The 18,992-nt window shown below is 62.6% G+C and carries 12 protein-coding genes and 1 tRNA gene; 10 read left to right on the forward strand and 3 right to left on the reverse strand.

The annotated features are described in order from the left end of the window. Positions 1-4: 4 nt before the first annotated feature. From N799_RS03540 to N799_RS03605, 10 genes are all read left to right on the forward strand, one after another. On the forward strand, positions 5-2,170 hold the full coding sequence (locus N799_RS03540) for a type I secretion system permease/ATPase (RefSeq protein ID WP_036207981.1): 2,166 nt from the start codon (positions 5-7) through the stop codon (positions 2,168-2,170). After that, positions 2,167-3,588, forward strand: coding sequence for an HlyD family type I secretion periplasmic adaptor subunit (locus N799_RS03545; protein WP_036207983.1), 1,422 nt, complete (start codon positions 2,167-2,169; stop codon positions 3,586-3,588). Before N799_RS03540 ends, N799_RS03545 begins: the two co-directional genes overlap by 4 nt. Positions 3,589-3,656: 68 nt before the next feature. After that, positions 3,657-4,238 (forward strand): hypothetical protein, encoded by a 582-nt coding sequence (locus tag N799_RS15125; protein WP_152597796.1) that lies wholly within the window; start codon positions 3,657-3,659, stop codon positions 4,236-4,238. A gap of 14 nt (positions 4,239-4,252) precedes the next feature. After that, positions 4,253-12,469 carry a calcium-binding protein gene (locus N799_RS14610; RefSeq protein ID WP_275040605.1) on the forward strand — a complete coding sequence of 2,739 codons (8,217 nt, stop codon included), beginning with the start codon at positions 4,253-4,255 and terminating at the stop codon, positions 12,467-12,469. Positions 12,470-12,585: 116 nt separating this feature from the next. Further along, the gene (locus N799_RS03580; protein ID WP_036208004.1) at positions 12,586-13,209 is read left to right on the forward strand and encodes a CDP-alcohol phosphatidyltransferase family protein; all 624 of its coding nucleotides are present in this window, start codon (positions 12,586-12,588) and stop codon (positions 13,207-13,209) included. A gap of 78 nt (positions 13,210-13,287) precedes the next feature. Beyond that, positions 13,288-14,538, forward strand: a complete 1,251-nt coding sequence (gene phaE / locus N799_RS03585) for a class III poly(R)-hydroxyalkanoic acid synthase subunit PhaE (RefSeq protein WP_036208257.1) — start codon at positions 13,288-13,290, stop codon at positions 14,536-14,538. A gap of 2 nt (positions 14,539-14,540) precedes the next feature. Beyond that, the gene (locus N799_RS03590; protein WP_036208009.1) at positions 14,541-15,647 is read left to right on the forward strand and encodes a class III poly(R)-hydroxyalkanoic acid synthase subunit PhaC; all 1,107 of its coding nucleotides are present in this window, start codon (positions 14,541-14,543) and stop codon (positions 15,645-15,647) included. A gap of 73 nt (positions 15,648-15,720) precedes the next feature. Further along, positions 15,721-15,930 carry a PspC domain-containing protein gene (locus tag N799_RS03595; RefSeq protein ID WP_036208012.1) on the forward strand — a complete coding sequence of 70 codons (210 nt, stop codon included), beginning with the start codon at positions 15,721-15,723 and terminating at the stop codon, positions 15,928-15,930. A gap of 17 nt (positions 15,931-15,947) precedes the next feature. After that, the gene (locus N799_RS03600) at positions 15,948-16,412 is read left to right on the forward strand and encodes a hypothetical protein (RefSeq protein ID WP_238978720.1); all 465 of its coding nucleotides are present in this window, start codon (positions 15,948-15,950) and stop codon (positions 16,410-16,412) included. 112 nt (positions 16,413-16,524) lie between these two features. Next, on the forward strand, positions 16,525-17,028 hold the full coding sequence (locus tag N799_RS03605; RefSeq protein ID WP_036208019.1) for a hypothetical protein: 504 nt from the start codon (positions 16,525-16,527) through the stop codon (positions 17,026-17,028). Positions 17,029-17,112: 84 nt separating this feature from the next. On the opposite strand, the gene N799_RS03610 is transcribed toward N799_RS03605, so the two are convergent. The 3 genes from N799_RS03610 to metX form a co-directional block, all read right to left on the reverse strand. After that, positions 17,113-17,198, reverse strand: a tRNA-Leu gene (locus N799_RS03610). A gap of 43 nt (positions 17,199-17,241) precedes the next feature. Next, a complete protein-coding gene (locus N799_RS03615) occupies positions 17,242-17,835 on the reverse strand; it encodes a cysteine dioxygenase family protein (RefSeq protein WP_036208022.1) in 594 nt (197 codons plus the stop codon). Positions 17,836-17,856: 21 nt separating this feature from the next. Then, positions 17,857-18,990, reverse strand: a complete 1,134-nt coding sequence (metX, locus tag N799_RS03620; protein WP_036208025.1) for a homoserine O-acetyltransferase MetX — start codon at positions 18,988-18,990, stop codon at positions 17,857-17,859. Positions 18,991-18,992: the final 2 nt, after the last annotated feature.

Consider the following 18,992-nt stretch of genomic DNA (forward strand, 5'->3'; position numbering starts at 1 on the left):
TGATATGTCGCAGGGAAGCGCGGCGCTGGCTGTCGTGGAGACGGCCGCGCCTGATGGGGAACGCCCGGATCTGGCGTTGCACGGCTTGGTGCTGCTTGCTCAGTTCCATGGCGTCGCGGCGGATGCCAGGCAACTTGCCCACGAGTTCGGTCGCATCGGCGAACGTTTTGACGAAACAACGTTGCTGCTGGCGGCCCGGAAGCTCGGACTCAAAGCAAAGGTTGTGGTCCAGCCAGTATCGCGCATGGGCATGGCCAGCCTTCCAGCGCTGGCGTTGGTTCAAGAGGGCGATGCCTTCATCGTCGCCCGGGTCAACGATGACCAAATACTGATCCACGACCTGGTCGAGAAGCGGCCGCGCGCGATCACACAGGAAGAATTCGAAGCCCGATACGCAGGTCGCCTGCTGCAACTGGCATCGCGCGCCTCGGTGCTGGGTGATCTGGCGAAGTTCGACTTCAGCTGGTTCATTCCAGCCGTGTTCAAGTACCGCAAGTTGTTGCTGGAAGTCTTCATCGTTTCGTTCTTCATCCAGATGTTCGCGCTGATCACGCCCTTGTTCTATCAGGTGGTGATGGACAAGGTGTTGGTGCACCAAGGGCTGACCACACTGGATGTGATTGCGATTGGCCTGGTATCGATCGCCGTGTTCGATGTGGTGCTTTCAGGTTTGCGGACGTACGTGTTTTCGCATACCACCAGCAAGATCGATGTCGAGTTGGGGGCGCGTCTGTTTCGGCACGTCCTGACGCTGCCGTTGGCCTATTTCGAGTCGCGACGCGTGGGCGACACCATCGCCCGCGTCCGCGAACTCGAAAACATCCGCAGTTTTCTGACCGGTCAGGCGCTGACTTCGGTACTGGATCTGTTCTTCACCGTCGTATTCCTGGCGGTGATGTTCTGGTACAGCGGCTGGTTGACGCTGATCGTGGTGTTGTCGTTGCCGGTTTACGCCTTGATCTCGGCAGGCATCACGCCGGTTCTTCGCAAGCGCCTCAACGACAAATTCGCCCGCGGTGCCGACAACCAGTCGTTCCTAGTTGAAAGCATCAGTGGCATCGGCACCATCAAGGCCACGGCGGTCGACCCGCGTGTCACCCGCACCTGGGACAACCAGTTGGCCGGGTATGTCGGTGCGAGCTTTGACGTGACCAAGGTGGCCACTGTCGGTCAGCAGAGTGTCCAGTTGGTCCAGAAGCTGGTCAGCATCGGCATTCTGTTCTGGGGTGCCAAGCTGGTGATCGGGGGCAAGCTTTCGATCGGTCAACTGATTGCGTTCAACATGCTGTCGGGTCAAGTCGCCGCACCGATCGTGCGCTTGGCGCAGCTATGGCAGGACTTCCAGCAGGTAGGCATTTCGGTCGAGCGACTGGGCGACATCCTCAACACCCGCACCGAGGTGCCGGGCAGCCGGATGGCGTTGCCGCCTATCAGGGGCCAGGTCGCATTCGAGCGGGTTTCGTTCCGGTATCGGCCCGACACCGCCGAGGTGTTGAGCGGTATCGAGCTGGATATCAAGGCCGGGGAAGTCATCGGCATCGTCGGTCGTTCCGGATCGGGCAAGAGCACGCTGACCAAGCTGGTGCAGCGCCTGTACACGCCCGAGCGCGGCCGTGTGCTGATCGACGGCCATGACTTGGCGTTGGCCGATCCCGCTTGGCTGCGGCGTCAGTTGGGTGTGGTGCTGCAGGAGAACTTCCTGTTCAACCGCAGCGTGCGCGAGAACATCGCGCTGTCCGATCCGGGCATGCCGCTCGAACGGGTGATCCAGGCGGCCAAACTGGCGGGTGCTCACGACTTTATCGTCGAGTTGCCGGAAGGGTATGACACCAGGGTGGGTGAGCAGGGCGCCGGTCTGTCGGGTGGGCAACGCCAACGTATCGCAATTGCCCGCGCCCTGATCACCGATCCGCGCATCCTGATCTTCGATGAGGCCACCAGTGCGCTGGACTATGAGTCCGAACACGCAGTGATGGCCAACATGCGCTCCATCTGCAAAGGGCGCACGGTATTGATCATCGCCCATCGCCTGTCCACGGTACGACGGGCAAACCGCATCGTCGTGGTTGAAAAAGGACGGATCGTCGAGAGCGGCTCCCATGCCGAACTGGTTGATCGCCCAGATGGCCACTACGCCCATCTGTATCGTTTGCAACAGGGGCCGGAATGAAGCACATCTTCCAAGGCCTAGCCGACTTCGTTTCGCGCTATGTCGCGATCTTCCGGTCCGCCTGGAAGGTGCGCCACCAGTTGGAGCCGCCCAAACGCAGCCCCGACGAGCTTGCGTTCCTGCCGGCGCATCTGGAGCTGACCGACACCCCGGTGTCACCCGCCCCGCGTTGGGCCATGCGGATCATTATCGCGTTCTTCTGCGTGGCTTTCCTTTGGGCTTGCTTTGGCAAGCTCGACATCGTGGCGGTGGCGCCAGGCAAGACCGTGGTCAGCTCCCGCACCAAGGTCATCCAGCCCATCGAAACCGCGGTGGTGCGGCGCATCTTGGTTCGCAATGGCGAAACGGTGAAGAAGGGGCAGTTGTTGATCGAATTGGATGCCACGGCTACTGGGGCGGAGAGCGAGCAAGCGGAAGAGGCTCTGATCAACGCTCAGCTTGCGGCCACACGCCTGACCGCATTGGCTGAGGCCATCGATTCCGGGGATCTCCCCGCGATGTCGCCACACGAAGCGTTGCCCGACGCGCGCCTTGCCAACGAGCGACAACTCGCGGTGAGTCAGTTCGAAGCCTTCCAGGCCAAGCACGAAGGCCTCACTGCTGCCATCGCACAGCGACGAGCCGAATTGCATACCGTCAAAGCGATGATCGGGCCGCTGGAAGAGAGCGCCCGTATAGCAACAACTCGCGCCGAAGACTACGCGGAACTGGTCAAGGACAAGTATGTGGGGCGGCATGACTACCTGCTGCGTGAGCAGGAGCGCATCGCTGCCGAGCGTGATGTAGCTGCGCAACGAAACCGCTTGCAGGAAGTCCGATCTGCGCTGAGCGCTTCGCAGGAAGAGCTGCAGGTGCTGGTAACCGACACCCGTCAGCAGACCCTGGATGGTCTGCGCGAAGCGCGCGAGCAGATACGGCAGTTGACCCCGGAGGTCGCGAAAACCGCCCGTCGCGATCGGTTGATGGAGTTGCGGGCGCCCGTCGATGGCACCGTGCAGCAACTAGCGGTGCATACCGTAGGTGGCGTGGTAACGCCGGCCCAGGCGCTTCTAGCCGTGGTTCCGAGTGAGGAATCACTAGAGATCGAGGCCACCGTACTAAATAAAGACATAGGCTTTGTGAGGCCGGGGCAAACGGTCACGGTCAAGATCGAAAGCTTCCCCTACACCCGCTATGGCTACTTGACCGGAACCATAGCCAGCGTGTCGCACGACGCGGCACAGGACGAGAACCTGGGGTTGGTATTTCCGGCGCGAGTTAGGCTTGATGATGCAAGGCTGATGATTGATGGAGTCCAGGTTCAACTGACCTCCGGTATGAGCTTGAGTGCGGAGATCAAGACGGGAAAGCGAAGGGTAATTAGCTTCTTGCTTAGTCCGCTGCAACAGCACAGTTCCGAATCATTGAGGGAACGCTAGTGCTAGTAATAACTCTAGCTAAGCGCGCACGAGTGCTGCAAAGATATTCAAAGCATTGTGGTGACGGCATGAAATTACAACATATATTTTCGGCAATGGTACTTGTGCTAAATGTCCTTATGGCGGATCCGTCAGTAGCTGCTGTAGGTCATCCAAGGGTGACGGCAATAAATGTTGAACTACCGGCAAAGTCCGGGCGCTATGCGGCAATGCCCCCAGAGATTGAGGCTGAGCAGGCCGAGGACGCCAGAATGCTGAATGTTGCGATAGCGGCAAGATCGAAGCTGAATGCGATGAATGCCAAGAGAAGAATAGATAGAATCATTCAAATTCTGCTCGTCGCGCTATTTATTGGCGGCGTCGCTTCTTACATAACTGCGATTTCTCCAGCCCGGCCTCGGCTTAATCGAGTGGCGATGTGGCTATTTTTTGGCGTGGCCATCTGTGCTTCAGCGTACAGCGCGGTTGGAATCTATTTCGATATTACTATCGGTGTTGCCTCTGCAACGAGCCGCTCAGGGGCAGAGCTCGTGAAGACGCGTGATTCACCAATGTTCTGGATGATAGTTTTCGTAAAATCACTGGCGGTCCCGGTTTTTATTCTGGTGGGCGTTCGATTGCTGCAAAAGAGTGGGCGCAATAAAAATTAAACAGGGAGAGTTTCATGTCATTCGAGTATGGATCAGAAGCGATTGGGCTGAGGTTGGCAGAGCTGTCTGCCGCGCTGACTGCGAACTTTGATCGTGTGTATTGGTCGGAATCGAACTCCGAGCAGGCCTCAGATGTCGAATTCGCGCAGAAGTTGGCTGACGCAGCAGCACAATCCGCCGAAATGGCGGATATGTTCTGCGCGCAACTTAGTGCCGCAGGTAACTCCGCCGAAGCGGCAATTTGCCAGGCATGGGCTGATGGGTTTCGAGACAAGGAGCAGTCGATAGAAGACGCAATTGCTCGTTCCGAAGAGGGGGGTGATGAATGGCGTAAGCGAATCGTCGGAACCCTGGATGGCGACGCCTTGGATGCCCTGGTTGGAGGGAATGCAGGGGCGGCGCTTAAGAAGACCTTTGGCATCGCTAACAATCTATTTACGTTAGATGATCTTTGGGGTGCATACAAATCGGGAGATTCTACGAAGATTGCGGGCATCATTGGCGGGTACGTGGTTGGCGCCCTTGTGGCAGCCGCGGTAGCTCCACTAATCGTCGCAAGTTCTTTTGCAGCGGCTGGGACTGCAATCGTTTTAGGTGTAGTAGGTTTCGTCGCCACGATTTCTGGCGAGGTGGCTGAAAAGGGAATCGATGGGTTGTTGGAGATATTTGGCGGCCAGGATGATGAAGATGTTGCCGCAATTGTGTCCCGCGCCATTTTGAGCAACGGTGCAGCCAGTTTGCCCAATCTAGGTTACAGGTTGACGTTCGGGACAGACGTTGGCGACGTACTGACGGGTTTTTCTGGTGAATCTAATGCAATAACGGGCGGTGCGGCGGACGACATCATTTATGGGGCCGAACTTGAAGACTTCATCAGCGGTGGCGATTCCAACGACACGCTTAGAGGAGAGGGTGGGAAAGATGTCCTGAAGGGTGGGACTGGTAACGATACGTTGATGGGCGGACTCGACGGTGATGTGCTCACGGGAGGCGAGGGATTTGATACCTATGAGTTCACGGCGTCAGATCTCGAGAATAGCGACGTCGAGGACGTGATCATTGATGCGGACGGCCTTGGCAAGATCACCTTTGATGGATTGGATATTTCCGGCACCGGTATCGGATTCGATAACATTCGACATGCTTCTCTGGGTGCTTGGGAGACAGCGGACGGGTCGTTTCGACTGGCGGTTGTTGGGTCGGGCGAAACTGCCTCGTTGCTTATTGTTCGGCTTTTGGGTGATGGAAAGGTTGGCGGCCGGGTAGTAATTAAGAATTGGAGCAACGGCGATCTCGGGATAACGCTTCCAGGCTTGGAGGATTCCGGGCAGGTTTCCGCTCCACTTAGCGGAGATAACGATCTCTTCGGTTCCGGTGGCGAAAACAATGGCGATGATTCGGTTGCTGGCCTGGCCGGGAACGACGGTCTCAGCGGCGGCATCGGAGATGACACGCTAGATGGTGGCGTGGGCGCTGATCTGATTTTCGGTTTCAGCGGTAATGACAAGCTCTACGGCGGCGACGGTAACGACATCATCTTTGATGGTTCGGAATCGGTCAGCATGCGCGAGTGGAGCGAGACGGCTAAGGTCGGCGACAAAATCGAGACGCAGTACCACGAGGATGAGATAGCAAGGCTTGGCGCCTCGATCGTGGCTCGCGGTAAAGCTTGGTATGTGTACACCAGGGATGGAAGTGCCGCCACGGGGGATGCAACCACGAACCCAGGTAACGTTATCAATATTACGGCAAGTTTTACGGTTGATCCAAATCTATATGCGAGCGGTGATGACTTTGTCGACGCAGGCGCGGGATCGGATGAAGTCTGGGCGGGTGAAGGTGACGACATTATCGTGGGTGGGACCGGCAACGATTTCCTTGTCGGCGGGCACGACAACGACGTCATCAGCGGCGGTGACGATAACGACAAGATCTTCGGTGATCAGCTGGAGTCCGTGGTAGCGGGTGTGCATTTCAACGGTTTGGCGTCGGATCAGGCGAACGAGAACGGCCACGACATCATTGATGCCGGTGCAGGCGACGACGTAGTTCTGGGCCAAGGTGGTAACGACGTCATCTACGGCGGCGACGGTAATGACATGTTGCGAGGCAGCGGCCTTGAACGCGCGATCGATGAAGACGATCAAGACAGCGACTATATCGACGGCGGCATGGGCGATGACCGGATCGGCGGCGACGACGGTAACGACACCATAGAGGGCGGAGCGGGTAATGACACGGTCGAGGGCGATGCGGGGGACGATGTCATTTCTGGTGGTGACGGCATCGATATCCTCATCGGTGACAGCCAATCGCTCGCTGGAGGCCGGCACGGTCAAGATGTAATCAGTGGCGGCCTCGGTAATGATGAACTGCAAGGAAGCGGAGGAGATGATGTCCTTTTCGGTAACGAAGCGGATGACTTCCTGATCGGCGACGACTCTGAGACCCGCCTTGGAGCCGAGTTCCACGGCAACGATCAGCTCTTTGGCGGGGCCGGCAATGACAAGTTGCAGGGCGGAGGCGGCGACGACCTGTTGGATGGCGGCGCCGACAACGACGTGTTGTTTGGTCAGTCCGGAAACGATCGTCTGTTGGGAGGTGCCGGTGACGACATCCTCAACGGTGGCAACGGCACTGCCGGCGGCGTCGACGGTGACGACTATATCGTTGGTGGCGCGGGCGACGACAGGTTATATGGCCAGGATGGTGATGACCAGCTGATCGGCGGAGCGGGCGCGGATACGCTCGGGGGTGGTGCTGGAAACGACCAGCTTAGTGGTGGAGACGGCAATGATCAGATGTCTGGCCATGAGGGCAACGACAGCCTCGACGGTGGTGCTGGCGACGACAAGCTGTCGGGTGAGGCGGGCGACGACGTGCTACGCGGCGGCATCGGAATCGATCAAATGGCCGGCAATGAAGGCCACGATGAGTTGGACGGCGGCGCTGATGACGACAAGCTGTGGGGCCAGTCGGGAAATGACGTCCTGCGCGGTGGTGCAGGTGTCGATCGACTCTACGGCGGCGCCGGCGACGACTTGCTCGACGGCGGCGCTGGTAATGACTACCTGTCGGGTTCTGATGGCTTCAACATTTATATCGTTGGCCCGGATACTGGAAGCGACTATATCGACTCACTGGGCGGGTCGGTTCCTCTCGGTACAGTGGTTGGCGGCGAGCTTAGGCTGGGCGGTGGCCTGACATCAGCGGATGTGCGCTTTGAGATGTCCGGAGCTTCGCTGAAACTCTTCTACGGAAGCAGTTCAGTTGTTATCGAGAACTATTTCCTTCAGGGTGGTTACGACCCGCAGAACGGTACGTATTTTTCCAACCTTGCGCCGGTCACTTCTATCTCCTTTGAGGATGGAACGATCTGGTCGGTCGCGGAGGTGAAAGCCGCGCTGATCGCCTCGACCCCCGGCAACGACGTTATCATTGGATTTGAAGACGATGAGATCATTTCTGGTGGCGATGGCGATGACACCATCTCCGGTATGTACGGGAATGATGTGTTATCCGGCGACGCCGGAGACGACAAACTCGACGGTGGAATGGGTAACGACCGCCTGAACGGTGGTGGCGGCAACGACCATCTGATTGGCGGCATGCATTCAGACGTGTACGTGTTTGGTCGTGGTGATGGCCAGGACACCATTGAGAATTTCGATGGTGGCACCGGATTGGATGCCCTGGAGTTTACGCCCGATGTTGCCGCAAGCGACGTTGATGTAGAACGTTTAGGCGATGACCTGTATCTGAAGGTTCGCGGCACCACTGATCAAGTCAAGGTGCTGCGTTTCTTCGAGGGCGACGGCGAGGCCGGGTATGCCTTGGATGAAGTGCGCTTCTCCGATGGCGCGATATGGACACTGGACGAGATCAAGGCCATGGTCTTGCGTGGCGGCGATGGGGACGATGCTCTGCGTGGATATTCCAGCGCCGATCTGGTGACTGGTGGCGCCGGAAACGATGTGCTGGAAGGCGCTGGCGGGAATGACACCCTCCAGGGCGATGAAGGTCTGGACGTGCTGCGGGGCGGGGATGGTGAGGATGTTCTCGAAGGCGGCGGAGCTGCTGACTCACTTTACGGAGGTGCTGGTAATGACGTCCTCAGAGGTGGCGCGGGCGCGGATGTTCTGGAAGGTGGTGACGGCAACGACATCTACCGTTATGCGCTAGGCGATGGTGTCGATAACGTAAACGATGAGAGTGGGCACAGCACTCTGGTCCTTGAGGGGGTTGTTCGAGCGGATGTGTACTTCCGACGTGATGGCGAGCGCTTGGTGCTGTACTTCCGCGGAAATCCGGCTGATCAACTGGCATTCTCCGCCCAGTTTGATGCGGTCACGGGCTTGGCTAAGTACGGCCTGACGGTTGACTTTGGCGACGGTGACCCGGTGACCTTGGATGCCGCTGCGATCGATCAAGAGGTACTGAAGGCCGGCGAGGCCGACGATGTGATTTATGGCAACGAAGCCGCCAACACGATCGTGGGTTACGGCGGTGACGATGTTATTTATTCCGGTGGAGGCGATGACATCGTTGCTGGTGGAGACGGTACTGATCAGCTCTTTGGTGATGCCGGGAACGATGACCTGAGGGGCGATGTGGGCGACGATCGTCTGGAAGGTGGCATCGGCAATGATCACTTGCGCGGTGACGAAGGCAATGACCATCTTTTCGGCCAGTTCGGTGACGACACGCTTGAAGGCGGTCTCGGTCAGGATCGTCTGGAGGGCGGTGACGGCGTCGATCAACTCCTCGGCGGCTCCGACGAGGACACCCTATTGGGGCAGGTCGGCGACGACGTTCTAGAAGGGGGTGCTGGCAATGACCAACTCGATGGCGGTATCGGCCAGGATCAACTCATCGGCGGCACCGGCAATGATATCTACCTTGTAGACGACGCGTTGGATCAAGTGATCGAAATGGCTGGAGAAGGCAAGGATTTACTCCAAAGCTCGGTCAGCTATTCGTTGCCGGTGAACGTCGAGACGCTGGAGCTTGTGGGCACTTCCGATATAAATGCGACCGGCAACGATGCCGTAAATGAGCTGTTGGGCAACGATGGCGAGAACCAGCTCGAAGGTCTTGGTGGAGATGACGTTCTCCGCGGGCGGTCCGGCAACGATGTATTGCTGGGTGGAGCCGGAAATGACTTGCTGGACGGCGGGACGGGTGTTGACCATCTTGGTGGCGGCGCCGGCAATGACGTATTCCTCGTCGACAGCACACAGGATGTCGTCGTCGAGCTTACCGGCGAGGGCGTGGATAAGGTTCAGGCCACCGATGACTACACCCTGTCCGCGAATATCGAAGAGCTCCTGTTGGTCGAGGGAAGCAACGCCAATCAGGGCGCCGGCAACGCCGGCGACAACCTGATCACCGGCAACTCCTCCTCCAACTACTTGGATGGGGCCGCCGGTGCCGATCAAATGGTCGGCGGCGAAGGCAACGACACCTTCGTCGTCGACAACGCCGGAGACGATGTCGTCGAGCTGGCCGATGAGGGGTCGGATACTGTCGAATCCAGCATCGACTACACCCTTGGTTCAACACTGGAGAACCTCACCCTGACCGGCACGCATAATCTCCAGGGCACCGGTAACGCCGGCGATAACGTCCTGGTGGGCAACACCGGTGACAACCGTCTCGACGGCGGCCTGGGTGGCGACGACATGCACGGCGGCGCCGGTAACGACACCTTCATCAACGATTCCAGCAGCGACTGGATCTACGAGAACGAAGGTGAAGGCCTCGACACGGTCGAGCGCCGGTACGAAACCAACCTTGTGCTGTCCGACAATGTCGAGAACCTGATCCTGGCCGATGGCATCACGACCGGCAATGGCAATGGGCTGGGCAACCTGGTCACCGGCAATGCCGAAGACAACACTCTGGGTGGCTGGGACGGCGATGACGAGCTCCACGGCCTGAACGGCGACGATGCGTTGTTTGGCGGCTCCGGCAGCGATGTTGTGCTCGGCGGCACCGGGGACGACTACCTGGACGGTGGCGACGGCATCGACCGCCTCGAAGGAGGGGTCGGCAACGACACCTACATTGTCGACAACAGCGCCGATGTGGTGGTGGAAGTCGCCGGTGCCGGCGATGACAAGGTCCAGTCCACAGCGTCCTACACCCTGAGCACCAATGTGGAGACCCTGTTCCTGCAAGGGGGCGCCGCGATCGACGGCACCGGCAACGGGTTGGACAACTACATCGCCGGCAACGCGGCGGCCAACGTGATCTACGGCGCGGGAGGCCACGATACCCTGGCCGGTGGCGGCGGCAACGATACGCTGATTGGCGGAACCGGGGACGACAAATATGTCGTGAATGACGGCACCGGATCCGACGTCATCAACAATGCCGATGGCGGCTTCGATGGCGTGTTCTTCACCAATGGCATCACCCGCGAGCAACTGTCGTTCAGCCGCGACGGAAACGACCTCCTGATCACCATCGACGATGCGACGACGCCTGCAGTCCGCGTGCAGGATCACTTCCTAGGTGGCAATGCGGCTATCGACTATGTCATGCCGGAAGGCGATGACTCCTATCTCACCGCAGCGCAGATCAATCAAATCGTCGCCGGGGGTGATACCGGTGGCGAGTATGACCAAGTGATCGAGGGCACCATTTCCAGCGAACAACTGGTGGGCAATGTTGGGAAGGATTTGATCAAAGGACTCGGCGGGAATGATTACCTGTTCGGCATGGGGGGCGACGACACTCTGCAGGGTGGAGAAGGCAACGACCATCTCACCGGAGGCAATGGAAGCACCCTGGGATCCGGTTCGGACCGCCTGGAAGGGGGTGCCGGTGACGACACTCTCGCTGGACAGGATGGAACCAATGACCTGATAGGTGGCGTCGGTAACGACAAATACACCTACGGCGGCGGCCAGGACACCATCGATAACAGTGATGGAGGCTACGACGGGATCTTCTTCAATGACGGCATCAGTATGTCCCGCCTGACTTTCAGTCGTGATGGCGATGATCTGCTGATTGTCGTCGACAACGATCCGGACAGCTCTGTTCGGGTGAGCAGCCATTTCGTCGGTGGCGACCTGGCGATTGACTACGTGCAATTGCAGGATGAACCACTGCTCGACACCGCAGCGATTAATGCACTGGCGGGAGAAGGTGACTCTGGCGATGCTCCGGAGGACGGCACGCCGGGGGATGACAGTGACTATGCCAACCTGGTGGAGGGAGGTGCTTCCTCCGAACAGTTGTTGGGTACCTATGGCCGTGATCTGATGCGCGGCCTCGGTGGCAACGATCGGCTGTACGGCTTCAACGGCGACGATAAGATTGAAGGTGGCGACGGTAACGACGACTTGTATGGCGGGAACGGTTCTTTCAGTGGCTCCGGTAATGACATCCTCGTCGGTGGAGCCGGATCGGACAGCCTCAAGGGGGAGGACGGCGACGACTTCCTTATGGGCGGCACCGGGGACGACAGTTACTACTACGCGATGGGGTCGGGTAGCGACACCATCGACAATCGTGGTGGTGGCATGGACTACATATACTTTGCCGGCATCGGTCCTGATCGCCTCAGTTTCCATCGGGACGGAGATGACCTGATCGTCCGGGTTGACGGAGACCCCAATGAGCAGGCGCGGGTGCTGAAGCACTTCCAGGGCGGCGAATATGCGATTGCCTTCGTGCAGCCCGGAGTCCCTGATACCTATGCGATCCCGGCGTCACAGTTTGAGAGCCTGCTCACTCCGCTGAACGGAATGGCTTCGGCATCCAAGTCATTCCTGTTTGAATCTCTCGAAGAAGCAGCGGGCCACGGGGGCGACCAACATTTCCGCTATCGTCAGGCGGGGCACCTGAGCTACCTCGATCTCGACAATGGACTGTTCGAGGACCGTCTCCGGCTGATCAGCAACTGGAACCGTCAGGAGCGGCTCGCGGGTCAAGGGCTGAGTGTTCCCGATCTGGTGCCTGATCCGGCGTCCTCAGTTAATGATCGCGAGGTGCAGCAGCACGTTGCGGCGTTGCGGATCGATCAAGCTTGGGCAGGCAATTCTCTTGCCGAGATGAACCGTGAGTTGGGTTTGCTGGTGGAGGCTCTTTCGTCACCGTCTGTCGTGACTGGTTCGGAGCAGTATGTCCCGGACTTTACGGGCCAGGACCTCGGTTGGAGCTCACCCGCTTCGAGTCGGAGGGTCGTGATGTCCGAGCGTGCACCGGTAATGATGTTCTAGGACCTCCAGTCCAGCAGCTCGTCGGAGCCCGGTGTTTCACCGGGCTCTTTTCTATAGACCTACCTTTTTCCCCTGCGGTTTGGCAGTCTGGCGGCCACGCCTTCACGGAGCGCCGCATGCAGCGCCAGCGCCGCCACTTCTCGATGTTCCGCGAGTTCCACCTCGCCGACTGGTTCACCCTCGCCAACGCCTTCTGCGGCACCGGCGCGATCTTCGCGGCGATGCGCTTCCTGCAGGAGGGCGGGGTGCGCGACCTGATGATCGGGATGGCGCTGATCCCGCTGGCCTTCATCTTCGATGCGGTGGATGGCCGGGTGGCGCGCTGGCGCAAGTCGGCGTCGACCCTCGGCCGCGAGCTGGACTCGCTGGCCGACGTGATCTCCTTCGGCGTCGCGCCGGCCGCGCTGGCCTACGCCTGCGGCCTGCAGGGCGGCTGGGACTGGGTGGTGCTGAGCTACTTCGTCGGCTGCGGCGTGAGTCGGCTGGCGCGCTACAACGTCACCGCCGAGCAGCTGTCGGGCGACGAGGGCAAGGTGAAACACTTCGAGGGCACCCCGATCCCGACCAGCCTGGTGCTGGTGGTGGTGCTGTGGATCGCCGCGGCGCAGGGTGCGATCGGTTCCGACCTGTGGCTGGGCATGGTCAAGCTGGGGCCGTGGCAGTTCCATCCGCTGGTGCTTATGTTCGCGCTCTCCGGCTCGCTGATGGTCAGCAAGACGCTGCGCATCCCCAAGCCGTAGTTGCAGCCGCCCGCAGCCACAGCCGCGACGGGCTGAAACACCGGCGGCGCTATCATCGCGGGGACGATGGAGGACGCCATGGCCAATCAGGGTTTCGGGGGCGCCGGTTTCGGCGGCGAGGACTTCGAGGCGCTCGCACGCGAGTACTGGAGCCGCTGGGGCGAGATGCTGCGGGCGGGCGGGATGGCTGCGCAGGCGCCCGGCCACGGTCCGGGATTCAACGCCGGTCCGGGGTCGCCGTTTGGCGGCCCGACGGGTCGTGCGGGGTCCGCGTCGGTGCCCGGCTGGAACGAGGCGCTCGCCTGGTGGTCGCAACTTGCTGGTGGCGGTTCGCCGGGTGTCGCCGACGAGGCGATGCGGCGCTTCGGTGCGCAGGCGCAGGGCTGGTTCGGGCAGATGCAGCAGCTCGCGACGCAGTTTGCCGGACAGGATGCCGCCGCGGCCGACATCGCCGCGGCATGGAAGCGCACGCTCGGTGGCCATGGTGCCAATCCGTTCGCCGATGCCCTCAAGGGCATGCATGGCCCCGGCCAGCAGGGCTTCGAGCAGTGGCTCGCGCAGGTGTCGCCGTGGCTGGAGCAACTCGCCGGCAGCGGACGTTCATGGCTCGGCATGCCGGCGTTCGGCTTCACCCGCGAGCACCAGCAGCGCTGGCAGCAGCTGGCGCAGGCGCATATCGACTACCAGCAGCAGGCACGCGCCTACCACGCGCTGATGGCCGAGGCCGGGCAGGACGCGTTCCGCCGGTTCGAGGACAAGCTGTCCGAGCGCAGCGCACCCGGCCGCCAGCTGCAGTCGGCGCGCGCGCTGTTCGACCTGTGGATCGACGCCGCCGAGGAGGCCTACGCCGAGGTCGCGCTGTCGCCGCGCTTCCGTGACGTCTACGGCGCAGTGAGCGATGCGCAGATGCGCCTGCGCGCCGCGGTGCAGAAGGAGGTCGAGCAGGTTGCCGACGCGCTGGGCATGCCGACCCGCGGCGAAGTCGATGCCGCGCATCGCAAGGTCGCGCAATTGGAACGCGAACTGCGGCGCTTGCGCGAGCGGCTGGGCGGGGCGGATGCGCCGACACCGGCCGCCGCTGCCAAGGAACCGTCGACCGCGACCGCGCGCCCGGCACGTGCCACGGCGAAGAAGGCGGGCCCGAAGGCGCCCTCGACGCCGCGCAAGGCCAAGCCGACCGCCAGCGGCACCACCGGCAAGACCGCCGCCCGCAAAGCGCCCACGCGGAAAACCACCGTCCGCGAGACCGCCGCTGGTCAGGGCACGGCAGGCAAGCCCGCCCGCAACACCGCCACCTCCAGAACCGCCCCGCGCGGCAAGGCGCGCTGAGCATGGACAACACCCACACCGGCTCCATCGGCCCGCTCGACATCACCCCCGAGTCGCTCGCGCAGGAGGCCATGCAGTTCCAGGCCAGGCTCGGCGCGGGCCTCGACACCCTGCGCCAGCTCGGCGACACCGGCTACGGCGCCACCCCGAAAGAAGAGGTCTGGCGCGACGGCAAGGTCGTGCTGTACCGCTACCGCGGCGATCGTCTCGACAACGGTCGCGCGCCGACCGCGAAGGTGCCGCTGCTGATCGCCTACGCGCTGGTCAACCGGCCGTACATGGTCGATCTGCAGGCCGACAAGTCGATCGTCCGCGGCCTGCTCGAGCGCGGCGAGGACGTCTACATCCTCGACTGGGGCTACCCCGACCGCTCCGACCGCTTCCTCGACCTGGAGGACTACATCCAGCGGTACCTCGGCGGGGCGGTCGACCACCTGCGGCGCGAGTACCGCCTCGACGCGGTCAACCTGCTCGGCATCTGCCAGGGCGGCGCGTTCTCGCTGTGCTACGCCGCGCTCAACCCGCGCAAGGTGCGCAACCTGGTGACGATGGTGACGCCGGTGGACTTCCACACCGCCGACAACATGCTGGCCCACTGGGTGCGCGGGACCGACATCGACCTGATGGTCGACACGCTCGGCAACATCCCGGCCGACGTGATGAACTTCACCTACCTCACGCTCAAGCCGTGGCGGCTGTTCGTGCAGAAGTACGTGGGGCTGGTCGACATCCTCGACGACCCGCGCGCGCTGGAGGACTTCCTGCGCATGGAAACGTGGATCTTCGATTCGCCCGACCAGGCCGGCGAGGCGTTCCGCCAGTTCGCCAGGCAGTTCTACCAGGCCAACGGCTTCGTCAACGGCGGCATCGACATCGGCGGCCGCGCGGTCGACCTCGGCGATGTCGACATGCCGGTGCTGAACGTCTTCGCCCAGGCCGACCACCTGGTGCCGCCGTCGTCGTCGCAGGCGCTCGGCGGGCTGGTCGGCAGCCGCGACTACAGCGAGCTGTCGTTCCGCGGCGGCCACATCGGCATCTACGTCTCCAGCCGCGCCCAGCGCGAGGTGCCGCAGGCGATCCACGACTGGCTGGCGGAGCGTTCGCGCTGAGCCAACCGGCTTACGCGCCCGTCACGACGCCGCCGACAGACTGGTTCCAACCACACGCAGCCATATCGAGCCCATGGAACACACCCACCGCCCCTTCGTCCGCTCCCGCAACGACCGCATGCTGGCCGGCGTCCTGGGAGGCATCGCGCGCCGGTTCGGCTGGAACTCGACCCTGTTGCGCGTGGTCTTCGTGGTCGTGTCGATCGCCTCGGCCGCGTTCCCCGGCATCCTCGTCTACCTGATCATGTGGCTGCTGATGCCGGAAGAAGGCGAGGTCGCCTGACCGCCGCGGTGCCGCGCGTGTCCGGCATCGCGCGGCGGCTGCTGGTGTTCGCCGGTGCGCTGTGGACCTCACCCAATACCGCCGCCGGGCTGCTGCTCGGTCTCCTTGGCCTGCCTTTCGGCGCGCACGCACACTGGCGCCGCGACGACCTGGCACTGGTGTTCCATGGCTGGCCGTGGGGGCCGGGCGGGGCGCTCACGCTGGGCAACGTCATCCTCCATACCGGCGCTGATCTCGACGGCAACTGCCGCACCTATGCCCACCGCGCCGGCTGGTGCGAGGAGGCCGCCGTCCGGCTGGCCGACCACGAGCGCGCGCACGTCTACCAGTACATGGTGTTTGGCCCGCTGTTCCTGCCGGTGTATCTCGCGTTCGGCGGTGTCAGCGTGCGCAACCGGTTCGAGCGTGCCGCCGACCGCTACGCGCTGACCGGCCGTGGATGGTGGCCGTGGCCCGCGCCGCCGGGCCGGCCCAAGCGCTAGACGACGGCCTTCACGCGCCGTGAGCGGTGTCCCATAATGCCGCGACGGTTGCGCGCGGGGAGGCCGCAACCCTGCAGGCGCCGTGGTGGCGCTTCGAACAGGGGGAAATGGAATGCTCAAGTACGTGTTGCTCGCGATCTTCGCGGGCCTGGCGTGGTTCGTGTTCGTCGACGGCAGCAAGCTCGACGAGGACGATGTAAGGGCATACTACGCGGCCGGGCGCGATGCGACCCTGGCGCTGGACGCCGACGCCGTGTGCGGAATGCTCGCCAAGGACCTGTCGGGTCGGGCGACCTCGTACATCGGCCCGCGCGAGCAGATCCGGCTTGTTTCGCGCGACCAGGCGTGCCGGGAGACGGAAGCCCTGTTCCGGCAGATGAAGCCGCTGATGGAACTGCTCGGCAACGACATCCCGTTTGGCTACACCTACGAAATCAACAAGATCACCCTGTCCGAGGACCGCAAGACCGCCAAGGTCGAGGTCCGCAGCGTGCTGGACATCGTCGGCATGCGGTTCGTCTCGCGCTCGGTGGACACCCTGGTGCGCGACCGCCGCGTGGTGCTGACCAGGCACACGGAGGGACGCGTCTGGGTCAGCGAAAGCCCGGGCATGTAGCCGGCCCGATCCCGGCTGGCGCGACTCCCGCCGCAATGACCCCCTGGAGCGAAAAAAGGCCTGCGCGATGCAGGCCTTTTTGCTTGGTACCGGAGGCGGGACTCGAACCCGCACGCTTTTAAGGGCGGCGGATTTTGAATCCGCTGCGTCTACCATTCCGCCACTCCGGCGCGGGCGCGCAGTATAGCCGAGAAGCCCCGGCCGGCAGAGGTTTCAGTGGGTCGCGTCGACCGGCAAGGCCTTGTCGGCGCGGGTGAACCATTCGCCGTCCTGCGGGATGAACATCGAGCAGCCTTCCATCGCGGCTTTGTAGATGTGCACCGACACCGCGACTTCGTTGCTGCTGGTGTTGCGGATGGAGTGGTACTCGTGCGGCGGGATCAGGCTGCCGGCACTGCCGGGGCCGGCCACCATGCCGCCGGCGGCGCGGAAGCGGAAGCGCTCGGCATCGGCTTCCAGCAGCTCGTACTGGGTGATTTCCAGTTCGCCGTCCCAGACGCCCTCCACGCACCACAGCCCGCAGTGGTCATGCACCGGAGTGCCTTGGCCCGGGCCCCAGGTCATGGCGACGACGCTGTAGCCATGCTCGGGGCTGCGGTAGATCTCGCGGCGCGCGTAGTGGTCGTCGATCGGCTCGAACACGCACTCCGGCAGGCTGACGTCACGGTCGCGGATCATCCGGCACAGGGTGTTGCGCAGCGCCTTGGTGATGGCGTGCTCGTCGCCGGCGGTGACCGCGGCGTCGAGCGCGTCCACCAGCTTGTCGTGGCCGGGGAAACGGATGTCGGGCAGGGCTTGTGCGTTCATCGGTCGGATTCTACCCGGCTGTCAGAGGCTGTCGAGGAACCCGCGCACGGCCGGCCCGAAACGGTCGAAATCGACCAGGAAGGCGTCGTGCCCCTGCGGCGACGGCAGTGGCAGGAAGGCGGCGTCGGCCCCGCCGGCGCGCAGGCCTTCGGCGATCTCGCGCTGTTGCTGCAGCGGGAACAGGATGTCGGTCGTCGCGCCGATCGCCAGCGCCTTTTCCAGCCGGATGGTGGCGAGGCCGGCGCGGGTGTCGGCTTCGGCGTCGCCGCCGCGCGCCGGGCAGTGGTCGCCGAGGTCGAACCAGTCCATCGAGCGGCTGAGGTAGAGGTAGCTGTTGGGGTCGAAGCGGCGGACGAAGCGGCGCGCGTGGCCTTCCAGGTAGCTCTCGACCTCGAACTCCAGCCCGAACGGCTCGTCGTCGGCGCGGTCCGAATCCAGCCGCACGCGGCCGAAGCGGCCATCCCACTCCAGCGCCGAGCGGTAGGTGATGACGCCCATCTTGCGCGCCATCCGCATGCCCGACTCGGGGTAGTGGTCGTCGTCGTAGTGGCCGTTGTTCCACTGCGGGTCGAGCCGGATCGCCTCGCGCTGCAGCGAGCGGATCGCGATCGAGAACGGCAGCGCCTTGGCCGCGCCGGAAATGTTGATGTGCGCGCGGGCGATGCCCGGGTTCCGCGCCAGCATCGCCAGCGACACCATGCCGCCCATCGAGTTTCCGACCACGCAGGCCAGCTGCCCGATCCCCAGCGCGCGGACCACGTGCGCGGCGGCTGCGGCGCCGTCCTCGATCGACAGCTCCGGGAAGTCGAGGCGGTAGGGCTCGCCGGTCGCCGGGTTGATGGAGGCCGGGCCGGACGAGCCCTTGCAGCTGCCCAGCGCGTTGCTGCAGATGACGAACCAGCGGTCGGTGTCGATCGGCTTGCCGGGGCCGACCATCGCCTCCCACCAGCCCGGCTCGGGGTTGGCGTCGCTGGCGGCGGCGTGGGCGTCGGGCGACAGGCCCGTGACGATCAGCAGCGCGTTGTCGCGCGCCGGCGACAGCGTGCCCCAGGTCTCGTAGGCGATGCGGGCGCCGTGGACCTCGCCGCCACGTCGCATCGGGAACGGCGAGGGCAGGTCGATGAAGCGGCTGCCGGGCGGGATGAATTCGGTCATGC

It is taken from the genome of Lysobacter arseniciresistens ZS79 (assembly GCF_000768335.1).
GTDB classification, from domain to species: domain Bacteria; phylum Pseudomonadota; class Gammaproteobacteria; order Xanthomonadales; family Xanthomonadaceae; genus Novilysobacter; species Novilysobacter arseniciresistens.